This window comes from Klebsiella sp. w6, assembly GCF_033100215.1.
Lineage (GTDB): Bacteria > Pseudomonadota > Gammaproteobacteria > Enterobacterales > Enterobacteriaceae > Klebsiella > Klebsiella variicola.
This window is the reverse complement of the sequence record NZ_CP136907.1, coordinates 2,253,547-2,274,384: the sequence shown is the minus strand read 5'-3', so window position 1 is coordinate 2,274,384 and position 20,838 is coordinate 2,253,547. Positions and strand designations below refer to the sequence as shown.

Here is a 20,838-nt window from a genome sequence, read left to right as displayed (position 1 = left end):
GTGATTATCCTTGTGATTGAAAGACGAAGTTGCCGGCTGCCAGCCAGGCGCTGTCGCTCTGTGGGGTATGTACCCGTCCGCAGAGCACGTTGCGGTAGTGGCGTTCCAGCGGGTTCTGTCGGCTCAGGCCATGATTTCCGGTCAGCTCGAGCGCAATATTCACCGCCTGAATGGCGTTGTCGGTGATGGTGACTTTCGCCAGATTGGCCTCGATAGCGGAAAAGCGCAGCGCGGCGGCCTGCTCCAGCAGGCTGCGGTTGACCAGCAGCAGCCCGGCGATCTGCCCGACTTTCTCCTGCACCCGTGGCAGACGAGAGAGCGGATGACCGAGACCGGCGGGTACCCGTCCCGCCAGCCACCTCACCAGCCAGTCGTGAGCGGCGTGGGCAATGCTGTCATAGATCGCCGCCAGCAGCGCCGTCTGCCGGTTGGCGAACAGGCGAAACGGTTCGGCCTCCGCGGCGGGTGGCGCATCGGCCGGCCAGACATCCACCGCGTGCTCTGCCGCCACCCGCACGTGGTTAAAAATAACTTCATGGCTGCCGGTGGCCCGCATCCCGGCGTGATCCCAGCTTTTCACCACGCTGATACCCGGGCTGTCGCCAGCCACCAGCCAGGTGCCCACCAGCGGCGGGTTATCATCGCTTCTGGCCCACACCGCCAGCCAGCGCAGCCCTTCAATGCCGGTGGTATAAATTTTATGGCCGCTGATGTCCCAGCCCTCCGCGCGACGGGTCGCCACGGTGTCCGGCAGGCCGCCCCGCGCCGGGGATCCCAGCTCCGGCTCGACGCGCAGGCTGTTGATCAGGCCACCGTGTTCGACAGCATCGTGAAAAACCTGCTGGCGCAGCGGCGCGTGCCAGGCGTCATTTTCCGCCAGCCGCAAATGGTGCAGATACTGCATGCAGACGATCAGCGCTGTCGCCGGCTCTCCCCAGGCGATGGCGGCGATGACCTGCTGCAGCTGGGCCAGAGTGGCGCCCGCGCCGCCGCAGGATGACGGCACGGCGAGACTTAACCAGCCCCCCGTGCGCAGATGGTCGATATTACGCTGGGGAAAGTCGCCGCTGGCATCAAGGCTGGCCGCCTGCTCCGCCATCTGCTGGCGGAGCGCCGTCAACTGCCGGGCCCAGTCGTCGCGCTCAGGATGGATCACGATGCGCGCTCCGCCACCGCACGCCGGGCAGCTTTTTCCCGGGCGATCGGCAGCAGCGCCCGGCCATAGTCGGCCGCGTCGTTCAGCGGATCGAAGCCGCGGATCAGGAAGTTACGCACGCCGAGGTCGTAGTAATCGAGCAGCGCATCCGCCACCTGCTCCGGGGTGCCCACCAGGGCGGTGGAGTTATGTCCGCCGCCCACCAGTTGGGCGATGCCGGTCCACAGACGTTTGTCCACCACCCTGCCCTGCGCCGCGGTGGCCCGCAGCCGCTGGGCGCCGATGCTGTCCGGTTTGGCTTTGAAACCCCCTCCGCGCTGTGCCGCCTGCTCAGTGGCGACGTGCAGGATATGCTCGGCTTTCTCCCAGGCTTCGGCTTCGCTGTCGGCGATAATCGGCCGGAACGAGACGCTGAAGCCGATATCACGCTGGTGTTTCGCCGCTTCGGCGCGCACGCGCTGGATGGTCTCTCCGGTTTGCGCCAGCGACTCGCCCCACAGAGCGAAGACGTCGGCATGTTTGCCGGCGACGGCGATGGCCGCTTCCGACGAGCCGCCGAAGTAGATGGGAAGATGCGGTTTTTGCAGCGGGCGAATGGCGGACCAGGCCTGCTCGGCCTGATAAAAATCGTTGTGAATATCCACCGGCTGCTCGCTGGTCCACACCTGGCGCACGGTGTCGAGGAAGGCGTCGGTGCGGGCGTAGCGCTGGTCGTGGTCGAGATAATCGCCATCCCGGCGCTGCTCGGCATCGTTGCCGCCGCTGATGATATGGACCGCCAGCCGGCCCCCCAACAGGTGCTCAAGGGTGGCGAATTTGCGCGCGGCGAGGGTTGGCGAAACAAAACCGGGGCGATGGGCCAGCAGGTAATGGATTTTCTGCGTCGACAGCCCGGCCAGGGCCGTCACCAGAAAGCCGTCGGGTTGATCGGACCAGTGGCCGACCAGCAGACGATCAAACCCGGCGGCTTCATGGGTTTGCGCAAAGCGAACGATATAGTCGCGGTCAAAGATCGGCCCCACCGGGGCAATCGTTTCGGAAGAGAGGCGGTGGCCAATCATGCCGAGAAACTGAATGCTCATGAACAACTCCTTGCGTCAGGGTAATGGAGTGGCCGCGACAGCGGCGCTGGTCATTACCCTATACAGAGTGTGTTAATGAGCAAAATGCATTTTTATCATATCTTAATATGCTGAATTAGCATTAAACAAAAATGCACAGTGCTTTCAGTCGGATACTGTCAGCTGCTGCACCACTTTGCTGGCGAAAAAGGTCAGCGGCGGCTGCAGGTTTGCCAGATACTGGGCGTGGATCAGCCACAGTGAGACCGCAGGCTGAAAATCGCTGAGATTGAGGACCGCGATCTCGTCCCGCCACGGGCTGCTGGCCAGCGCCGCCCGCGGCACCAGACCCAGCCCCTGTCCCTGCGCCACCAGCGCTATCTGCAGCTGCGCGCCCGCGCTTTCGACATTAAGCTTCAACCGCAATCCCTGACTCTGCAGCTCGCGAATGAGCCCGGCGCGCAGGCCACAACCGTCGGGGTTAAGGATCCAGCCCTGTTCGGCGCACTCCCGCAGGGATGACGCGCGCAAATTCAAACGCCGGCACACGATCGGCACCACCTCCAGGGGACACAGCAGGCGCCCGCTATAGCCCTCGGCGAAGCTTTGCTGGGCCGGCCCCATCGCCAGCATGCCGTCCAGCTCGCCGTTTTCCAGCCGACGCTGCAGCTGTCCGCTCCAGCCGCAGGTGATCTGCGGCGACAGTCCGGGAAACTGCTGGCTCAGCGCTGACAGCGCCGCCGGCAGGGCAATCTCGCTGAGACTCTGCGGCACACCGAGACGCAGCGCGCCGCGCGGCTCGCCTTGCGGATCCAACAGGCTGTAGAGTTTTTTCGTCTCACGCTTAATGCTCAGACACTGCTCGTACACCCGGTGTCCGGCGGCGGTCAGGGTCAGCGGGCGGGTCTGGCGCTCCAACAGCGTCACGTTCAGCTCCTGCTCCAGGCGCTGCAGGCGCCGGGTGATGGCCGACTGGGTGATCCCCAGATATTCCGCGGCCTGATTGAGGGACGAAAACTGCACCGTGGCCAGCAAAGCGTCGATATCGTCAATGCGCATAGGATCCTTATGTGAAATTTGCATATTAATATATGCGTAAATTGCATTTAAATAATATTAACGCCTCTGTTAGCGTTTTGACCAGTCCCTCTCACAGGAACCGCACATGACTGCACCACGACTGGAAAAATTACGCCATTTCATTCATGAGGTAGACCGCCTGCACCGTGAACACCACCAGACCGCCCCGCTGCTTGACGCCGTGGCGCAGCGGCTGGCGGCGCTGGTGCGTTACGACGACTGGCTGCCGGAAGAGTACACCCTGCCGCATCCGCACCATTACCAGCAGTATCTGCTGCATGCCGACTCCGGGGAGCGCTTCTCGATTGTCAGCTTCGTCTGGGGACCGGGGCAAGCGACGCCGATCCATGACCACCGGGTGTGGGGGGCCATTGGTATGCTGCGCGGCGCGGAGGAAAACCAGCGCTACCAGCTGGATGCCGATGGCATCCCGCGCGCGCTGGGCGCCGCCACGCTTCTGGAAGCAGGCCAGGTGGAGAAAGTCTCCGCTGACGATGGCGATATTCATCGCGTCAGCAATGCGCTGGCGGATCGCGTCTCCATCAGCATTCACATCTACGGCGGCAATATCGGCGCGGTGAAGCGCGCCGTGTATAGCCCGGAAGGGCAGCAGAAACCGTTTATCTCCGGCTACTCTAACCGCCATTTACCCAATATCTGGGATTTGTCCCGCGAACATCAAGGATAACCACTATGCCCACCTACGCTTATCGCCAGGCCGCCGGGATACGCCAGGCGCTGCTCGATCGTCGTGAACTGGCGCTGATCGACGTCCGCGAAGAGGCCGATTTCGCCACCGATCATCCGCTGTTTGCCGTCAATCTGCCGCTCAGCAAACTGGAGCTGGAGGTCCGCCGGCGGATACCGCGCTTCACCACCCCGCTCACCGTCTACGACAACGGCGAAGGTCTGGCGGAGATCGCCGTCGAACGGCTGCGGGCCTGGGGCTATCAGGATGTGGCCCTGCTGACAGAGGGGCTCGCCGGCTGGCGCCGCAGCGGCGGCGAGCTGTTTCAGGACGTCAACTCCGCCAGTAAAGCCTTTGGCGAGCTGGTGGAAAGCGTGCGTCACACGCCGTCGCTCAGCGCCCAGGAGGTTCAGGCGCTCATCGACAGCCGGCAGGAGGTGGTGATCATCGACGCCCGGCGCTTCGATGAGTACCAGACCATGAGCATCCCCGGCAGCATCAGCGTGCCCGGCGGCGAGCTGGCCCTGCGGGTGGAGAGCCTGACGCCCTCCCCGCAGACGCCGGTTATCGTCAACTGCGCCGGACGCACCCGCAGCATCATCGGCACCCAGTCGCTGATCAACGCCGGCGTGCCAAACCCGGTCCATGCCCTGAGCAATGGCACTATCGGCTGGACGCTGGCCGGCCAGACGCTGGCGCACCAGCAGCAGCGGCAATACGATCCCTCCGCCCGCGCCTCCGGCGCCCGGGCCGCTGAGGTGGCGCATCTTGCCGAACGGGCCGGGGTGGCGGTCATCGATGAGGCCACGCTGCAACGCTGGCTGCAGCAGAGCGACCGCACTACCTTCCTGTTTGATGTCCGCAGCCCCGAGGAGTACGCGGCGGGTCACTATCCCGGCAGCCTGAGCGCGCCAGGCGGCCAGCTGGTGCAGGAGACCGATCACTTCGCCAGCGTACGAGGGGCGCGAATTGTGCTGCTGGATGACGATGGCATCCGGGCGGCGATAACCGGCTCGTGGCTGGCGCAGATGGGCTGGGAGACGGCGCGGCTGAGCGCGCTGTCGGCCAGCCAGTTGAGCGAACGCGGGGTGCCGGCCGCCGAGGTGCCGCCCGGCCCGCAGGCGGAGGAGATAAGCCCGGCGCAGCTGGCGCAACAGCTGGACGAACCCGGTACGGTGGTGCTCGATTTTACCACCAGCGCCAACTTTGTCGCTCGCCATATCCCCGGCGCGTGGTGGCTGACGCGCTCGCAGCTGCGCCAGGCCCTGGATGTGATCCCTCCCGCACAGCGATACGTGGTGACCTGCGGCAGCAGTCTGCTGGCCCGCTACGCGGTGCCGGAGGTGGCGGCCTTGACCGGTAAACCGGTGCAGCTGCTTACCGGCGGGACGCTGGCGTGGATCACCGCCGGTCTGCCGCTGGCGCATGGCGATAGCGGCCTCGCCGTCGAGCGCCGTGACCGCTATCGTCGTCCGTACGAAGGAACCGATAATTCCGCCGAGGCCATGCAGGCCTATCTGGAGTGGGAGTATGGCCTGGTGGATCAGCTGGCCCGCGACGGCACCCACGGTTTTCGGGTGCTCTAGCGCGAGCGCGCCTCAGGCCTCGCGCAGGATCCACGAATACTGAAAGCTCTTCGGCGCCGGAAAATGGGTCCGGCGTCGGTAGGAGCCCAGCGACTGCGGGGTGCAGTAGGTGCAACTCCCCAGCCATTCAACGCTCGCCGGCGACACTCCCGCCTCTGCGAAGATCGCTTCGGCAAAGGCGCGCAGATCAAACCACAGATTATCGCTGCCGCGTGCGGCGGCTTTGAGCGGATCGCTGACCGGGCCCGAACGGGAATGAAACAGCCGCTGGCGATGGCGGGCCACCCGATCACCGCCGGGCTGGTCCAGCAGTTGCTGATAAAATCCGGCGGAGACTTCGTAACAGCAAGGGTGAATATGCGGCCCCACGGCGATGACCAGATCGGCCAATGCCACCCCCTGCTGGCGAAAACAGGCCAGACTATTATCGACAATGCCGCTGACCAGCCCCTGCCAGCCGGCATGCACGCTGCAGACGAAGCGACCGTCGCGCGAGGCGATCAGCATCGGCAGACAGTCGGCGGTCACCACCCCCACCTTTTGCCCGGCTACCGCGGTAAACACCGCGTCGGCGTGCGGGCGCGTCGGCAGCGGCTGCTGATAATGATGAACCTCATTACCATGCACCAGCTTCACCGGAGCCAGCTCGGCATAGGGAAAGGCGGCGGTTTCGTGGACATCGAGAAAAGCGTGGCGGATGCCAGGGATAGCATTGAGCAAACGGGAGGTGTAAGCCATAGGGACGATAAGCGTCAGGGAATGATGTCTTACCATAGGCCAGGTGACGCGGACAGGCAAGGCGGCGGCCCGGCATTTTTTTGCCAGACCGCCGGATGCGTCTCAGACAATCGCGGCGCGCTGCTGACGATGCATCAGCCAGAACACCGCCACGCCGGCCAGCACAATGCCGGGCGCCGAGGCCGCCATCACCCCGACGGTGCCGGTGCCGAGGGCCAGCATCTTGCCGGCCAGCAGCGGGCCGCTCATCGCCCCGAGACGGCCCACCGCCACGGCGGTGCCGACCCCGGTGGCGCGGATCGCTGCGGGGTAAAAAAGCGGCACCAGGGCATAGAGTACGCTCTGGCCGCCGGTGGCGAACAGCCCGGCGACAAACCCCGCCAGCAGCATTCCGTTTAGCGACGACGCGCTGCCCAGCGCCAGCAGGGAAGCCAGAATCCCGCTGTAGATCAGGAGCGACATCCGCAGCGGGGTGAGCTTATCCATTAGCGCTCCCAGCAGCAGCGTGCCGCAGGCGGCGCCGATCTGCAGAGAGAACATCACCCCCGCCGCCTGGCTGGCGCGGAATCCCTGGCCCACCAGCAGCATCGGCAGCCAGTTGATCAGCATATAGACCACCAGCAGGGTGAAAAAATAACCCAGCCACAACAGCAGGGTGGCGGCGGCATGCCCTGGGGCAAACAGGGTGCGCAGCGGCACGCTGGCCTCCGCGCGCTGAAACGCCTGCGACTCCGGTAGCCAGCGCATCAGCAGCGGGATCAGCAGTAACGGGACCACGCCGCCAATCCAGAAAATAGTCTGCCAGGCCACGGCGAGACCGGAAAAGCCCAGCGCTGCCGCCAGCGCGGCGCCAATGGGTACGCCGCAGTACATCAGGCTTACCGCCCGGCCGCGGAAGCGTGAGCCAGCGGCTTCCGAGGTTAAGGCAATCAGGTTAGGCAATGCCGCCCCGAGCCCGACGCCGGTGAGCAGGCGCGCCAGCAGCAGCGTCGGGAAGCTCCATGCCACCGCAGTGGCCAGCGAGAACAGGCCAAACAGCAGCACCGACCCCAGCAGAATGCGCTTGCGCCCGTGGCGGTCCGCCAGCATGCCGCCCACCAGCGCGCCGGGCAGCAGGCCGAGGATCCCGGCGCTGAAGATCCAGCCCATCTGCATTTTATCCAGCGCAAAGGCCTGCGCCATGCCGACGGCGGCGATCCCCGCCGCCTGCAGATCCAGCCCTTCCATCAGGGCCACCATAAAACAGAGCCCGATGGTAACCACCAGGCGCGAGGGGTTTGCAGTCGTTATCTTGGTCATAGGGTACCTTGGCGATAGCCGAACAAACGGAGCAGGTGACTGGCGGCTGATGCTTTGTCAGCCGCACGTTTTTCGTTATTTATTGCGGTTAAGCAGATCCAGTGCGACGTCGACGATCATATCTTCCTGGCCGCCGACCATCCGCCGCTTGCCCAGCTCGACGAGAATATCCACCGCGCTGAGGCCATAGCGCTCGGCCGCCGCTTCGCTGTGGCGCAGAAAGCTGGAGTAGACCCCGGCGTAGCCCAGCGCCAGCGTTTCACGGTCGACACGCACCGGGCGGTCCTGCAGCGGCCGCACCAGATCATCGGCCGCGTTCATCAGGGCGTAGAGATCGGTGCCATGCTGCCAGCCGAGCTTGTCGGCGGCGGCAATAAATACCTCCAGCGGCGCATTGCCCGCCCCCGCCCCCATCCCGGCCAGGCTGGCGTCAATGCGATCGCACCCCTCTTCCACCGCGACGATCGAGTTCGCCACCCCGAGGCTCAGGTTATGGTGGGCATGCATCCCGGTGGCGGTCTCCGGCTTCAGCACCGCCTTCAGGGCACGGAAACGGTCGCGAATGTCGTTCATGTTCATCGCCCCGCCGGAATCCACCACATAGATACAGGTCGCGCCATAAGATTCCATCTTCAGCGCCTGCTGCGCCAGTGCCTGCGGGGAGAGCATATGGCTCATCATCAGAAAACCGACGGTGTCCATTCCCAGCTCGCGGGCAAAGGCAATATGTTGCGCCGCGACGTCCGCTTCGCTGCAGTGGGTGGCGACCCGCACCACCCGCGCTCCGGCCTGATACGCCGCTTTCAGATCGTGCAGCGTGCCGATGCCCGGCAGCAGCAAGGTGGCGATTTTCGCCTGGCTGACCGCCTCCGCCGCCGCTTCAATCCACGCGATGTCGCTGTGAGCGCCAAAGCCGTAGTTGAAGCTGGATCCCTGCAGGCCATCGCCATGGGCCACTTCGATGGAGTCGACCCCAGCCTTATCCAGCGCGCCGGCGATCTGCTGCACCTGCGCCAGGGAATACTGGTGACGAATGGCGTGCATGCCATCGCGCAGCGTCACGTCCGAGATATAAAGTTTTTTACCGTTCATGCTGTCGCTCCCGCCGCGCTGTGCATTGCCCCGGCCATTTGCTCCGCCGTCGCCAGCGCCGCCGAGGTCATAATATCGAGGTTGCCCGCGTACGCTGGCAGATAGTGCGCCGCCCCTTCCACTTCGAGGTAAACCGCGGTTTTCAGGCCGGAAAAACAGCCGACGCCGGGCAGGTTGACCGGCTTATCCTCGGGGATAACCTCAAACTGCACCTGCTGCTTCAGCCGGTAGCCTGGGACGTAAGCCTGCACTGCCGCCGCCATTTCGGCGATCGAGGCGGCAATCGCCTCCTGCGACGCCAGCTCGCTCAGTACGTAGACGGTATCGCGCATCATCAGCGGCGGCTCCGCCGGGTTCAGTACAATAATCGCTTTGCCCTTGCCCGCGCCGCCGACTTTTTCAATCGCCTGCGAGGTGGTTTCGGTAAATTCGTCAATATTGGCCCGCGTGCCCGGTCCGGCGGATTGGCTGGCGATCGAGGCCACGATCTCCGCGTAATGCACCTTCGCCACTCGCGAGACCGCGGCGACCATTGGGATGGTCGCCTGCCCGCCGCAGGTCACCATATTGACGTTGCCCTGATGGAGATTGGCCGCGAGGTTGACCACCGGTACGCAGTACGGGCCAATCGCCGCCGGCGTCAGGTCGATGACGCGGATCCCCGGCTTCGCTTCGCGCAGCGCGGCATCGTTTTTGATGTGCGCCCCGGCGCTGGTGGCGTCAAAAACAAAATCGATGTCGGCAAATTCCGCCATCTGCATCAGGCCGCCCACCCCTTCGTGGGTGGTCGCGACGCCCATGCGCCGGGCGCGGGCCAGGCCATCCGACTGCGGGTCGATGCCGACCATCACCGCCATCTCCAGATGCTGGCCGTGGCGCAGGATTTTAATCATTAAATCGGTGCCGATATTCCCGGAGCCGATAATGGCGACTTTACGTTTACGCATCACGATGTCCTTCTCCGGCGGCGACGAAACGTGCCGCGACTGAGCCAATACCTTCGATATGGGCGACAAAGCTGTCCCCTTCGTTAATCGCCACCATCGGGCCTAACGCCCCGGTCAGCACGATATCCCCCGCCCGCAGCGGTTCGCCGAGACTGGCCAGCTTGCGCGCCAGCCAGACTGCGGCGTTCAGCGGATGTCCCAGACACTCGCTGCCGCGACCGCTGGAGACCAGCTCCTGGTTGCGGGTCATGTGCATGGCGCACTGCTTCAGATCCAGTCCTGCCGGGCGCTGCGCTGGGCCGCCAATGACGTACAGGCCGCAGGAGGCGTTATCGGCGACGGTGTCGACAAAGCCGATTGACCAGTCGCGAATGCGGCTGCCCACCACCTCCAGCGCCGGCAGCACCCATTCGATGGCGTTATACAGCTCATCAAAGGTGGTATCGGCATGCGGCAGATCCTGCTTCAACACCAGGGCGATCTCGGCTTCCACTTTGGGCTGCAGCACGCGGCCAAACGGCACCTCGGCGTTGTCGCCGTAGCACATGTCGGCAAACAGAGTGCCGAAATCCGGCTGGTTGACCCCCAGCTGCTGCTGCACTTTGGGATGGGTCAGGCCCACCTTGCGGCCCACTACCCGCCGGCCATGGGCCACGTGGTGCTGGACGTTCAGACGCTGGATGGCATAGGCGGCGTCGGCATTGTCGACGCCGAGGATATCGCGCAGCGGGGCGATCGCCTGGCCGGTCTGTTCCGCGTCGCGCAGCTGCCGGGCCAGCGCGTCAAGAGAAAAAGTCATCATTTACTCCTTAAGCCCGTGCGAGGAAATTGAGCACCAGCTGATTAAAACTGTCGGCATGTTCCCACTGCGCCCAGTGGCCGCAGTCGCGGTAAATATGCAGTTCCGAACCGGCGATCCCAGCGAGCAGGCGCAGCCCGGCGTCCATCGGCACGAAGCGGTCGTTGCGTCCCCAGACGATCAGGGTTGGCGCGCTGATTTCGCCCAGCCGCGGGCCAAAGTCAGGAAACTGCTTCGGGTTGGCTTCGAGGCTCTTGACGAAGTTGTCCAGATGGTCGCGGCGCGACAGCATATTGTTGAGACGCGCCTCGAACAGCGCCTCGGTGAGGTCGCGGGTGTCGAAGACGAAGATGCTCATCATCTTCTTCAGGTTTTCTATGGTCGGCTCGCGGTACAGGGCGTTCAGCAGCTTGATGCCCTCCGTCGGCATCGGCGTAAACAGGCTCATGCCGCCGGTCCCCCCGCCCATCAGCACCAGCTTCGCCACCCGCTCCGGCCAGCTCAGAGTGAAGGCCACCGCGCTATGGCCGCCCATCGAGTTGCCCAGCAGATGGACTTTATCGATCCCCAGCTGATCGACCACGCTTTTCAGAATCCGGGCGTTGAGGTCCGAACGCGAGCCGCTGTTGACGATAGCATCGCTTTTGCCCCACCCCGGACAGTCGAGGAGCAGCACGCGATAGCCCGCCTCGACCAGCGGGTCAATGTTACGGCTGAAGTTGGCCCAGCCGGTGGCCCCCGGCCCGGATCCGTGCAGCATGACCACAGTCTCTTTCCCGTCGCCGCAGTCATTGATATGGATGCGCAGCGTGCGGCCCCCCTCGTCGACATTGAGGAATCGGCTGGTGGCGGCTTCGGTTTGCGGTTGATAGCTCATGTTAGTCTCCCGGTTAATCAAATCTCGGTGGTGGCGCTCAGCGAGCCGAACCCGGCGATCCACTCGGGGATCGGCCGGTAATAGCGGCCCTCACTGCGCCAGCGGCCAAAAGCGGATAGCGCGGCAAAAGCGGCCACCCAGGTCTTAATTTCGTGCGTCGATTTCCCGGCCATCGTCGACAGCTCGTCGTTGCCGATCGCATCCAGCTCCGCCAGCCGCCCCTGCTCCAGCAGGCTCATAAAGCGGTTGTCCCAGACCGGGTTGAGGGGATGGAGCGAGTGCGGATCTTCGGTAAACCGCCTGGCGGCGTTGATCACCCGCTGCTGGCGCAGTTCGCGTTCGTCCGGCGGCAGCTGTTTGCCACTGCCAAGCAGACGGTCACGCAGATGGGCGTCGGCTTTCGCCAGCTCCGGCACCGGCGGCTGGTGCGAGAGTCCGCCCGAGCCGAGGATCAGCACCCGCTTATTGAGGGTATTGAGAAAGCGGCCCATCGCCTCGCCCAGCAGCCGGGTACGTTGAAAACCCGGCAGCGGCGCGGCGACGCCGTTAATAAACACCGGCAGCACCGGCACACGGTCCAGGCCACCCAGCAGAAACTCCAGCGGCTGGGCGAAGCCATGGTCCACCTGCATGTTGTACGACACCGCCAGGTCGATACCGCTGTTGATCACGGCGTGGGCGCAGGCTTCCGCCAGCTCGGTCGGCACTGGCAGGTCGCCGGCGGCGCTGGCGAAGTCGCCGATGGCGGTGGCGCCGACGCCGAGGCAGAACGGCGGCATCACGTCATAGAAAAAACCGTTGTAGTGATCGGGAGCGAAGAGCACCACCAGCTCGGGCTCGAAAGCGGAGATCCGCCGCCGGGCGTCAGCAATCACCCCGTTCACTTCATCAAGGACCGCCTGCTCCGGGTCCACGAATCCCACCAGCGGAGTGTGGGAGAGACAGTGCAAATAGGCATCCATATCAGGCCACCTTCTCTTCAGTGCGGGCGGTATCCCCGGTTGCGAGGGTCATTTTTTCCGCCAGGGCGGTCAGCTGTGCGCCGAGGGTCTGCGGGATGGCGAGAGCGGCGACAAAGCGGTCCGGTCTGACCACGGCGATGGCGGTGTTATGCTGAGCAAACCAGCTCTTCAGGCGATTTTGCGTATCGCCTACCCGCAGCGTGCCGGGGGCGTTATCCTGCTCGCGATGGATCTGCACCGCCGGCACCACCTGGATAAAGCGCACGCCAATCGCGCGCCAGCGAGCGATCTGCCCGGCGTCGAGCCCCCACTGCGGGTTGCAGCCCCAGCCGATAATGGCGAAATTCGCGCCGATGACGTCGTCGAGCAGCACGCTCTCGCCGCTCTCCAGCGTCACCTGCGGTTGAATAAACATTTTGCCCACCGGCGAGGTCTTGCCGGCGGCGTCGATCAGCAGCGCCCCCTCGCGGTACTGCGGCATCGGCTTAAAGCGCATTTCGAGGAAGTAGCGCTTCACCGGCGGCAGGTAGTTCAGCAGCCAGGAGAGACCGTCGCGCACGGCCCCCTGCCAGCGCTTCGGCGGCGCCAGCACGTGGCCGGCGGTGACCGACAGATCAATCATCGCTTTCGCGTGGTCGCGGCGCTCCTGCTGATAGCTGTCGAGCAGCGCCTCTCCCGCTTTACCGTTGACCACCAGCGCCAGCTTCCACGCCAGGTTGAAGGCGTCGCGCATGCCGCTGTTGTATCCCTGCCCCTGCCAGACCGGCATGATGTGCGCCGCGTCGCCGGCCAGCAGCACCCGGTCAATGCGAAAGCGCTCGGCAAGGCGGGCATTATGGGTGTAGACCCGCTGGCGGATCAGCTCGACGCGGTCCGGGTCCGGCAGCACTTTGCTCAGCAGACGACGCATATTGTGCGGCTCGCTGAGCTGGGCTTCGGTTTCTCCGGGCATCACCATAAATTCAAAGCGGCGCACGCCATGGGGCAGCGCGGCGGAAACGTAGGGTCGCACCGGGTCGCAGCACAGGTAAACGTGCGGGGTGGCCAGCGGGTCGTTAGCGATATCGATGACGATCCACTGATTCGGCGCGGTCTTGCCTTCGAAGGGGACGTTCAGCGTACGACGAATAAAGCTGGCGCCGCCGTCGCAGGCCACCAGCCAGTCCGCGCGCACCGTCTCCCGCTCGCCGTCCGGTCCTTTAAGATTTAACGTGACACCGTCACCGTTCTGGCTAAAGGCTTCTACTTCGCGGGAGAAGAGGCAGCGGACCTGCGGGAAACGCTGCAGGCCGTTATACATCACCGCATCGACCTGCGGCTGAATGAAGGCGTTGCGCCGCGACCAGCCAAACTCATCGGTCATCGGTTGGATATCAGCAAAGCAGCGCCCCTTCGGGGTCAGAAAGCGCATGGCGTGCCACGGCGTGGTGTGCGGCAGCACGTCGTTCACCAGCCCTACCGCCTGCATCGCCCGCAGGGATTCATCGTCAATGCCGATGGCACGTGGGTAATCGATCAGTGTGTCGAGCTTTTCCACCAGCAGCACGCTGATGCCCATCTGGCCAAGGTAGTTGGCCATCATCAGGCCAACCGGACCGGCGCCGGCGATGGCGACCTGAGCGGTATGCTGCACGGCGGGTTGAATATCGGGTGTAGATGTTGTCATTTTCAGCGACCTCACGACTCGGAAACTGCCCGGCTGACAGGCAATTTGTTAATCATGTGTAAACGTATTTTTATAATGGGCTGAGTATAGGGCGGGGGTTTTCGGCTACAATCAAAACATCGCCGAATGTGCACCAGGTGCACAACACTGTTTATAAAGCATTTTAAGGAAGGATTTATGCGTGACGATGGGTCCACTGAGTACAAAACGGTGCGTGGGTTAAGCCGGGGTTTATTGTTATTAAAATTGTTAAATAAATTCGACGGCGGCGCGACGCCGGGCCTGCTGGCGGAGTTTAGCGGCCTGCATCGCACCACCGTGCGCCGGCTGCTGGAGACGCTGCAGGAGGAGGGTTTTGTCCGCCGCAGCCGCTCCGATGACAGCTTCCGGTTGACCATTAACGTCCGCCAGCTGAGCGATGGATTTCGTGACGAACATTGGATTTCTGCCCTCGCCACGCCGCTGCTCGGCGAGCTGCTGCGCGAGGTGCAATGGCCGACAGACATCACCACCCTCGACGTCGACGCCATGGTGGTGCGCGAGACTACCCACCGCTTCAGCCGGCTGTCGTTTCACCGCGCGATGGTCGGACGGCGGCTGCCGCTGTTGCTCACCGCCTCCGGGCTGACGTGGCTGGCCTTTGCCCCCGACGCGGAGCGCGACGCCATCGTCAGCATGCTGGCCGCCCGTCCGGAAGCTGAGTATCAGCTGGCCCGCGAACCGGAACGGCTGGCGGCGATCCTCGCCCGCACCCGCCAGAACGGCTATGGCGAAAACTTCCGCGGCTGGCGGCAGGAGGAGAAAATCGCCTCCATCGCCGTGCCGGTCAGCAGCCAGCAGCGGGTTATCGGCTGCCTGAATCTGGTCTATATCGCCAGCGCAATGACCATTGAGCAGGCGGCGCAGAAGCATCTTTCCGCCCTGCAGAGGGTGGCGAGGCAGATAGAGGCCCGCATGGAAGAGGAAGAAGTGTGGTACGAAATGCCTTGATCGTGATGAGGGTAAATGCGATCACCCATTGCGCCCGGCTTCGTTATATAATTTAATACATAACGAATTTTTCACGCCATTCGGGCCACACCATGTCAAAACACCCCTTACTGCTGGGCCTGACGCTGCTCAGCGCCAGCCTGTTCACCGGCCAGTCCGTCGCCGACCGCACCGTCACCGACCAGCTGGGTCGCCAGGTCACGCTCCCCGACCACATCACCCGCGTCGTGGTTCTGCAACATCAGACGCTCAACCTGCTGGTGCAACTGCATGCCGCAGAGGATATCGTCGGCGTCTTAAGCAGCTGGCAGAAACAGCTCGGGCCGCAGTTCGCCCGCTTTATGCCTGAGATCGGGCAACTGGCGACCCCAGGCGATCTCACCCAGGTCAATATTGAAAGCCTGCTGGCGCTGCGTCCGCAGGTGGTTTTTGTCGCCAACTATGCGCCGCCGGCGATGATCGCGCAGATCCAACAGGCCGGGATCCCGGTGGTGGCCATCTCGCTGCGCCAGGACGCCGCGGGTGAAAAAAATAAAATGAACCCCACCATGGCAGACGAAGAGCAGGCCTATAACGCCGGGCTGGTGGAGGGGATCCGCCTTATCGGCGAGGTCGTCGAGCGCCAGCCCGAGGCCGAGGCGCTGATTCACTACACCTTTGCGGCGCGCAAACAAGCCAATGCGCCGGTGGCCGATATTCCACCGAACCAGCGGGTGCGGGTGTATATGGCCAACCCCGATCTGAATACCTACGGCGCCGGTAAATACACCGGGCTGATGATGGCGCACGCCGGGGCGCTGAACGTGGCGGCCGCCAGCGTAAAAGGCGCCCGTCAGGTGTCGCTGGAGCAGGTGCTGGAGTGGAACCCGCAGGTGATCTTCGTCCAGGACCGTTATCCGCAGGTGGTCAAACAGATAGAGAACGACCCGCAGTGGCAGGCGATCGATGCGGTGAAACACCACCGCGTGTGGCTGATGCCGGAGTACGCCAAAGCCTGGGGTTACCCGATGCCGGAGGCCCTGGCGCTGGGCGAGCTATGGATGGCGAAAAAACTCTATCCTTCGCGCTACCAGAGCATCGATGTGGACAGTAAAGCCAGGGATTACTATCAGCGTTTTTACCGCGTGGCGTGGACGCCAGATGCGCGCTAACCACCATCCCTGGCGGTTGCAGGGTAGCCTGGCGCTGGCGACGCTGGCGATCGCGGTCGCCTCGCTCTGTTTCGGCCAGTACCCGTTAAGCCTGCGCGCCGTTGGCCACACCCTGGTCCATTTGCCGCCAGGTGAAGGGGTGATCGGGCAGATCGTCTGGTCGGTTCGCCTGCCGCGCGTGGTCATGGCTCTGCTGGCCGGGGGCGCGCTGGGGCTGTGCGGCGCCACCTTGCAGGGCGTGTTCCAGAACCCGCTGGTGGACCCGCACATCATCGGGGTGACCGCCGGCTCCGCCTTCGGCGGCACGCTGGCGATCCTGTTGGGCGTCGGCGGTCTGCTGATGATGGCCTCGACCTTTTTCTTCGGCCTCATCGCGCTGGGGCTGATTTACGCCCTCGCCGCCCTGCAGGGGCGGGACAGCACGCTGGGGCTGATTCTGTCCGGGATCATTCTCAGCGGCTTCTTCGCCGCGCTGGTCAGCCTGATGCAGTACCTCGCCGATAGCGAAGAGACGTTACCGAACATTGTTTTCTGGCTGCTCGGCAGCTTCGCGACCGCCAGCTGGCATAAGGTTCTGCTTATGTCCCTGCCCATGGCGCTAGCCGCCGGGGTGCTGTGGAAGCTGCGCTGGCGTATCAACCTGCTGGCGCTGGAGGAACGCGATGCCCGCAGTCTTGGCGTTCCGGTGGCCGCGCTGCGTCGCGGCGTGCTGGTGTGCTGTGCAGTGCTGGTGGCAGCCCAGGTGGCGGTCAGCGGCAGCATCGCCTGGATGGGGCTGGTGGTCCCGCACCTCGCCCGTCTGCTGGTGGGCGCTGACCATCGTCGCCTGCTGCCCACCGCCTTCTGGCTTGGCGCCGCGCTGATGCTGGTGGTGGACGATCTGGCGCGCACGCTGACCCAGGCGGAAATCCCGATCGGGATCATCACTGCCCTGCTCGGGGCGCCGCTGTTTACCTTTTTACTGGTGCAATCCCGGCGCCGGAGTACCGCCCGATGAACAGCTCATTATCGCTGGAAGCGCTACGCTACGGCCACCGTCAGCCGCTCTTCGCCCCGCTCACGCTGACCTGCCGGCCCGGTGAGATCTGGGCGGTGCTGGGCGCCAATGGCCGGGGAAAAAGTACCCTGCTGGACACCCTGACCGGCGTGTTGCCGCCGCTGGGCGGCCAGGTGCAGTGCGAGGGGGGCATCGCCCTGGTCCCGCAGTCGTTTCGTCCCGCTTTTCGCTGGCGCGTGAGCGATGTGGTGCTGATGGGCCGCGCCCGTCATGTGGATCTCTTTGCCCAGCCTGGCGAGGAGGATGCCCGGCGGGTTGAGAACGCGCTGACGCAGCTGGGGATTGCCGCCCTGGCCGGGGATGACTTCGGCGCCCTCTCCGGCGGCCAGCAGCAGCTGGTGCTGATTGCCCGCGCGCTGGTCAGCGCCAGCCAGAATATCCTGCTGGATGAGCCCTGCTCGGCGCTGGACCTCGGTAACCAGCAGGTGGTATTGCAGCTGATCGGCGACCTCGCTCACCGCCAGGCACGCACCGTCCTGTTCACGACCCATGATCCAAACCATGCGCTGCAGGTGGCCAGCCATACGCTGCTGCTTCTGCCGGAGGGCCAGTGGCTGGCAGGCGAGACCGCCGACGTGCTGAGCGAAACGCACCTCCGGCAAGCGTACGGCCTGCCGGTACGTCTGATCCACTATGCCGCCTCCGCGTCCCCTCTGCTGGCGCCGGGGTTTACTCTGCGTCGCTAAACGGCATAAAACCCGCCTCCCGGAGATACCTCTGGCCAACGTCGCCGAGTATAAAGCGATACAGGGCCAGTGCGGCGGGATCCGCCCTGAGGCGCGCCAGCTGGTAATCGCAGCGAATATTCCACGGCGCCGGGATGGTCAGGGTACGCAGATCGTCGCAGGCGGCCAGCGCGGGGCCATAGTGCGCGTAGCCGATAAACAGATCCGCCAGATTCTGGCGAATAAGCCACGCGCCGGCTATCTCGCCCGGCGGCACGCTCAGTGAGTCTCTACCGCCGACCCGCGGCTGCGCCCGCCCGGCTATCGCGTTGCCCAACCCAGGATAGTGCGCCTCAATTCGGGCAAACAGTTGCCAGGTATAATCTCCCGACGGATCGCATCCCGGCGTGGAGGTCGCCAGCTGCAGGCGGGGCGTGCTGAGCAGCGCCAGCCAGTCCAGGCCATCGTTGTCCGGCGACCGCCGGGCGGTCAGCATCAGCTGGTTGCCGGCAAATCCCTGGCATTCCTGCGCCAGACCGACCTGCAGCAGCGCCTGCGGGTGCGCCGCGTTGGCGGACGCAAAAACCGCGCACGGCGCCCCGGCCTCGATCCGCTCGCGCAGCAGGCCGGCAGGGCCAAACTGCGCATCGACCGCCAGGCCAGTGTGCTGCTGAAAGTGCGCCACCAGCGGCAGGAAAGCGCTTCTCAGGCTTCCCGCCGCCAGCAGCGTGAGAGGAGTGGACATCATAGAGAGTCGCTATAAACCGGATAATATAACGCTATATTACCCGGTTTGCCGTCGTGTCAGTAGCGAATTTCCGCCAGCGCGCGCAGCTGCTCAGGGGTGGCTACCGGCAGGTCGAAAAAGCGCAGATAGGCGGGGATCATTTCAAACAACATGTCGGTCCCGCGCTGGATATGGCACTGTCGCGCCTGAGCGGCCCTCAGCAGCGGGGTGTACTCCTGGGTCATGACGACCTCCCCCACCCAGGTGCCTGGCGCCAGACGGTCAACGTCCAGCGGCAGCGGATCGCTGGCCTTCATCCCCAGCGGGGTGGCATTGACCACCAGCTCGTGTCCGACAGGGTCGTGCTGCATCAGGGTGATATCGAGCTGCGGATAGTGCTGATGCAGCCGTCCGGCGAGGGCGTGCGCCACCTCGGGCCGGGTATCGTACAGGGTCAGGGCGCTGACTCTCGCCGCCGCGAGAGAGGCGGCGATAGCCGATCCCACCCCGCCGCTGCCGACCACCAGCGCCCGCGTCCCCTGCGGATTAAACCCTTTACGACGCAGGCCCAGCACAAAGCCGTCGCCATCGAACATATCCCCGGAGAGGCTGCCGTCGGCCTCGCGACGGATGGCATTGCAGGCGCCAGCGATGGCCGCCGTCGGGCTCAGGCGCTGGACCAGATCGCAGGTGGCGATTTTATGCGGCATCGTCACCAGCGCGCCGATGATGTTGGTCATCGTAAACAGCGGCGGAATAAACGCGGCGTAGTCCTCCGGCCTGACCCCCATCGGCACCACCTTTACGTCCACCTGCTGGTCGACGAACCACGGGTTATAGATCATCGGCGCCTTAAAACTGGCGGTCGGATAGCCAAGGTGCGCTATCAGCCGCGTATTTCCACTAATCACCATGCCTTGCTCCTTTGCTTACTGCGATAACTCGATACGTTTGACGTCGCCGAGGATAAACAGATAGGCCACCACGCCCAGCAGCGCGGCGCCGCCGATGTAGATCAACGCGTAGAAGAAATTGCCGAACCCGGCAACGATAAAGCCGATCACCAGCGGGGTGAGGATCCCCGCGAGGTTGGCGCAGAAGTTAAACAGGCCGCCGGTCAGGCCGCCCAGCCCCTTCGGGGCAATATCGGAGATCAGCGTCCAGCCAAGCCCCACCATTCCCTGACCAAAAAAGGCAAACGACATCACCAGGATCACCGCCAGGTCGCTCTGCAGCCAGTTGGCGGTGATAATGCAGCTGGCCATCAGCAGACCGGCGACGATCGGCAGCTTTCGGCCAAGGTTGGCCGACCCGGTGGCCTTGAGCAGTTTGTCGGAGATCCAGCCGCCAAACATCACCCCGCCCGCGGCGGCGACAAACGGCAGGATGGAGAAGAAGCCGACCTTCAGCCAGGGCATATGCCGCTCGGTGGCCAGCCAGGTCGGGAACCAGGTGAGAAAGAACACCAGCACGGTATTGCCGGCAAACTGGCCGATGCTGGCGCCGATGATCTGCCGCTTGCTCAGCAGCTGGCGGACCAGCGGCCAGCTGAACGCCACCTGCTGGTCCGTCGGGGCGCTCAGGCCGCCGCCGTTTTCGATATGCTCGCGCTCCTGCTGGCTGAGGCGCGGATCTTCATGCGGTTCGCGGTAGCAGCGCCACCACACCAGGGCAAACAGAATACCGACCGCGCCGACGCTGACGAACAGCACCCGCCAGCCAAAGCCGTCCATGATCCAGAACAGCAGCGGCGCAAAGCAGGCCAGCCCGAGGTATTCCCCTACCGTGTACACCGCTGTGGCTTTCGCCCGCTCATGCTGCGGGAACCAGGCGCTGACCACCCGGCTGTTGACCGGAAAGCACGGCGCTTCGCTAATGCCGAGTCCGAAGCGGCACAGCAACAGTGTTTTCAGCCCCACCGCCATGCCGTGGAACAGGGTAAACAGCGACCATAGGGTCAGCGACAGAAAATAGGTCACTTTGTTGCCAAAGCGGTCAAGGAACAGCCCGCCGGGGATCTGCGCCAGGGCATAGGTCCAGGCGAAGGCGGAAAAAAGGATACCCATGATCGCCGGGTCGATCCCCAGCTCACCGGTGAGCTTTGGGGCGGCGATCCCCAGCACGGTGCGATCGAGGTAGTTGATCATGGTACCAACGGCCAACAGCGCAAGGATGCCGATGCGCCGCCGGGAGCGGCGCACGGTGACGGCAGGCTGGGCGGCAGCCGTCGGGTTAGGGCTATATGAGCTCATAGTCAGTTCCTGTCTCGGGTACAGAGGATGTTGTTATTGTGTTTA

Annotated in this window: 19 protein-coding genes and 1 pseudogene; 6 read left to right on the top strand and 14 right to left on the bottom strand. The window is 64.2% G+C overall.

What is annotated here, in order from left to right:
• Positions 1-4 precede the first annotated feature (4 nt).
• From R0140_RS11160 to R0140_RS11150, 3 genes and pseudogenes are all read right to left on the bottom strand, one after another.
• Positions 5-1,156: an acyl-CoA dehydrogenase family protein gene (locus R0140_RS11160; RefSeq protein ID WP_317704031.1), complete on the bottom strand. Its 1,152-nt coding sequence runs from the start codon at positions 1,154-1,156 to the stop codon at positions 5-7.
• A pseudogene (locus R0140_RS11155) lies at positions 1,143-2,238 on the bottom strand (LLM class flavin-dependent oxidoreductase). Before R0140_RS11155 ends, R0140_RS11160 begins: the two are co-directional and overlap by 14 nt.
• A 144-nt stretch (positions 2,239-2,382) precedes the next feature.
• A complete protein-coding gene (locus tag R0140_RS11150) occupies positions 2,383-3,276 on the bottom strand; it encodes a LysR family transcriptional regulator (RefSeq protein WP_049153143.1) in 894 nt (297 codons plus the stop codon).
• A gap of 106 nt (positions 3,277-3,382) precedes the next feature.
• On the opposite strand from R0140_RS11150, the gene R0140_RS11145 reads away from it, so the two are divergent.
• Both R0140_RS11145 and R0140_RS11140 read left to right on the top strand, forming a co-directional pair.
• Positions 3,383-3,985 carry a cysteine dioxygenase family protein gene (locus R0140_RS11145; protein WP_046881209.1) on the top strand — a complete coding sequence of 201 codons (603 nt, stop codon included), beginning with the start codon at positions 3,383-3,385 and terminating at the stop codon, positions 3,983-3,985.
• A 5-nt stretch (positions 3,986-3,990) separates the two neighbouring features.
• Entirely contained in the window at positions 3,991-5,571 is a 1,581-nt protein-coding gene (locus R0140_RS11140; RefSeq protein ID WP_049153144.1) for a rhodanese homology domain-containing protein, read from the top strand.
• 12 nt (positions 5,572-5,583) lie between these two features.
• Here R0140_RS11140 and R0140_RS11135 read toward each other — a convergent pair whose 3' ends face one another.
• The 8 genes from R0140_RS11135 to R0140_RS11100 all read right to left on the bottom strand — a co-directional run bounded on the left by R0140_RS11135 (position 5,584) and on the right by R0140_RS11100 (position 13,951).
• Positions 5,584-6,309 carry a purine nucleoside phosphorylase YfiH/LACC1 family protein gene (locus R0140_RS11135; RefSeq protein ID WP_023297809.1) on the bottom strand — a complete coding sequence of 242 codons (726 nt, stop codon included), beginning with the start codon at positions 6,307-6,309 and terminating at the stop codon, positions 5,584-5,586.
• 102 nt (positions 6,310-6,411) lie between these two features.
• Positions 6,412-7,608, bottom strand: a complete 1,197-nt coding sequence (mhpT, locus tag R0140_RS11130) for a 3-(3-hydroxy-phenyl)propionate transporter MhpT (RefSeq protein WP_317704030.1) — start codon at positions 7,606-7,608, stop codon at positions 6,412-6,414.
• Between the two features lie 75 nt (positions 7,609-7,683).
• Positions 7,684-8,700: a 4-hydroxy-2-oxovalerate aldolase gene (mhpE, locus tag R0140_RS11125; protein ID WP_043875125.1), complete on the bottom strand. Its 1,017-nt coding sequence runs from the start codon at positions 8,698-8,700 to the stop codon at positions 7,684-7,686.
• Complete coding sequence (gene mhpF / locus R0140_RS11120) at positions 8,697-9,647, bottom strand: acetaldehyde dehydrogenase (protein ID WP_023297812.1); 951 nt, start codon at positions 9,645-9,647, stop codon at positions 8,697-8,699. The genes mhpE and mhpF overlap by 4 nt, the downstream gene beginning before the upstream one ends.
• The gene (mhpD, locus tag R0140_RS11115) at positions 9,640-10,446 is read right to left on the bottom strand and encodes a 2-keto-4-pentenoate hydratase (RefSeq protein WP_012967940.1); all 807 of its coding nucleotides are present in this window, start codon (positions 10,444-10,446) and stop codon (positions 9,640-9,642) included. The genes mhpF and mhpD overlap by 8 nt, the downstream gene beginning before the upstream one ends.
• 10 nt (positions 10,447-10,456) lie before the next feature.
• Entirely contained in the window at positions 10,457-11,323 is an 867-nt protein-coding gene (gene mhpC, locus R0140_RS11110; protein WP_004151837.1) for a 2-hydroxy-6-oxonona-2,4-dienedioate hydrolase, read from the bottom strand.
• A gap of 17 nt (positions 11,324-11,340) precedes the next feature.
• Entirely contained in the window at positions 11,341-12,285 is a 945-nt protein-coding gene (gene mhpB / locus R0140_RS11105; RefSeq protein ID WP_064176251.1) for a 2,3-dihydroxyphenylpropionate/2,3-dihydroxicinnamic acid 1,2-dioxygenase, read from the bottom strand.
• 1 nt (position 12,286) lies between these two features.
• The gene (locus R0140_RS11100) at positions 12,287-13,951 is read right to left on the bottom strand and encodes a bifunctional 3-(3-hydroxy-phenyl)propionate/3-hydroxycinnamic acid hydroxylase (RefSeq protein WP_032735870.1); all 1,665 of its coding nucleotides are present in this window, start codon (positions 13,949-13,951) and stop codon (positions 12,287-12,289) included.
• Between the two features lie 177 nt (positions 13,952-14,128).
• Here R0140_RS11100 and R0140_RS11095 point away from each other — a divergent pair, with 177 nt between their 5' ends.
• The 4 genes from R0140_RS11095 to R0140_RS11080 all read left to right on the top strand — a co-directional run bounded on the left by R0140_RS11095 (position 14,129) and on the right by R0140_RS11080 (position 17,835).
• The gene (locus tag R0140_RS11095; RefSeq protein ID WP_064176250.1) at positions 14,129-14,941 is read left to right on the top strand and encodes a DNA-binding transcriptional regulator; all 813 of its coding nucleotides are present in this window, start codon (positions 14,129-14,131) and stop codon (positions 14,939-14,941) included.
• A 92-nt stretch (positions 14,942-15,033) separates the two neighbouring features.
• Positions 15,034-16,092 carry an ABC transporter substrate-binding protein gene (locus R0140_RS11090; RefSeq protein WP_032735874.1) on the top strand — a complete coding sequence of 353 codons (1,059 nt, stop codon included), beginning with the start codon at positions 15,034-15,036 and terminating at the stop codon, positions 16,090-16,092.
• A complete protein-coding gene (locus tag R0140_RS11085; protein WP_016161290.1) occupies positions 16,082-17,089 on the top strand; it encodes a FecCD family ABC transporter permease in 1,008 nt (335 codons plus the stop codon). The genes R0140_RS11090 and R0140_RS11085 overlap by 11 nt, the downstream gene beginning before the upstream one ends.
• Complete coding sequence (locus R0140_RS11080) at positions 17,086-17,835, top strand: ABC transporter ATP-binding protein (RefSeq protein WP_016161291.1); 750 nt, start codon at positions 17,086-17,088, stop codon at positions 17,833-17,835. Before R0140_RS11085 ends, R0140_RS11080 begins: the two co-directional genes overlap by 4 nt.
• On the opposite strand, the gene R0140_RS11075 is transcribed toward R0140_RS11080, so the two are convergent.
• From R0140_RS11075 to R0140_RS11065, 3 genes are read right to left on the bottom strand one after another with little or no spacing between them, the layout of a single operon-like run.
• Complete coding sequence (locus R0140_RS11075) at positions 17,819-18,562, bottom strand: substrate-binding domain-containing protein (protein WP_064176249.1); 744 nt, start codon at positions 18,560-18,562, stop codon at positions 17,819-17,821. The genes R0140_RS11080 and R0140_RS11075 overlap by 17 nt on opposite strands.
• 56 nt (positions 18,563-18,618) lie before the next feature.
• Positions 18,619-19,455 (bottom strand): shikimate dehydrogenase family protein, encoded by an 837-nt coding sequence (locus tag R0140_RS11070; protein WP_032730639.1) that lies wholly within the window; start codon positions 19,453-19,455, stop codon positions 18,619-18,621.
• A gap of 15 nt (positions 19,456-19,470) precedes the next feature.
• On the bottom strand, positions 19,471-20,793 hold the full coding sequence (locus R0140_RS11065; RefSeq protein WP_023322833.1) for an MFS transporter: 1,323 nt from the start codon (positions 20,791-20,793) through the stop codon (positions 19,471-19,473).
• Positions 20,794-20,838 lie beyond the last annotated feature (45 nt).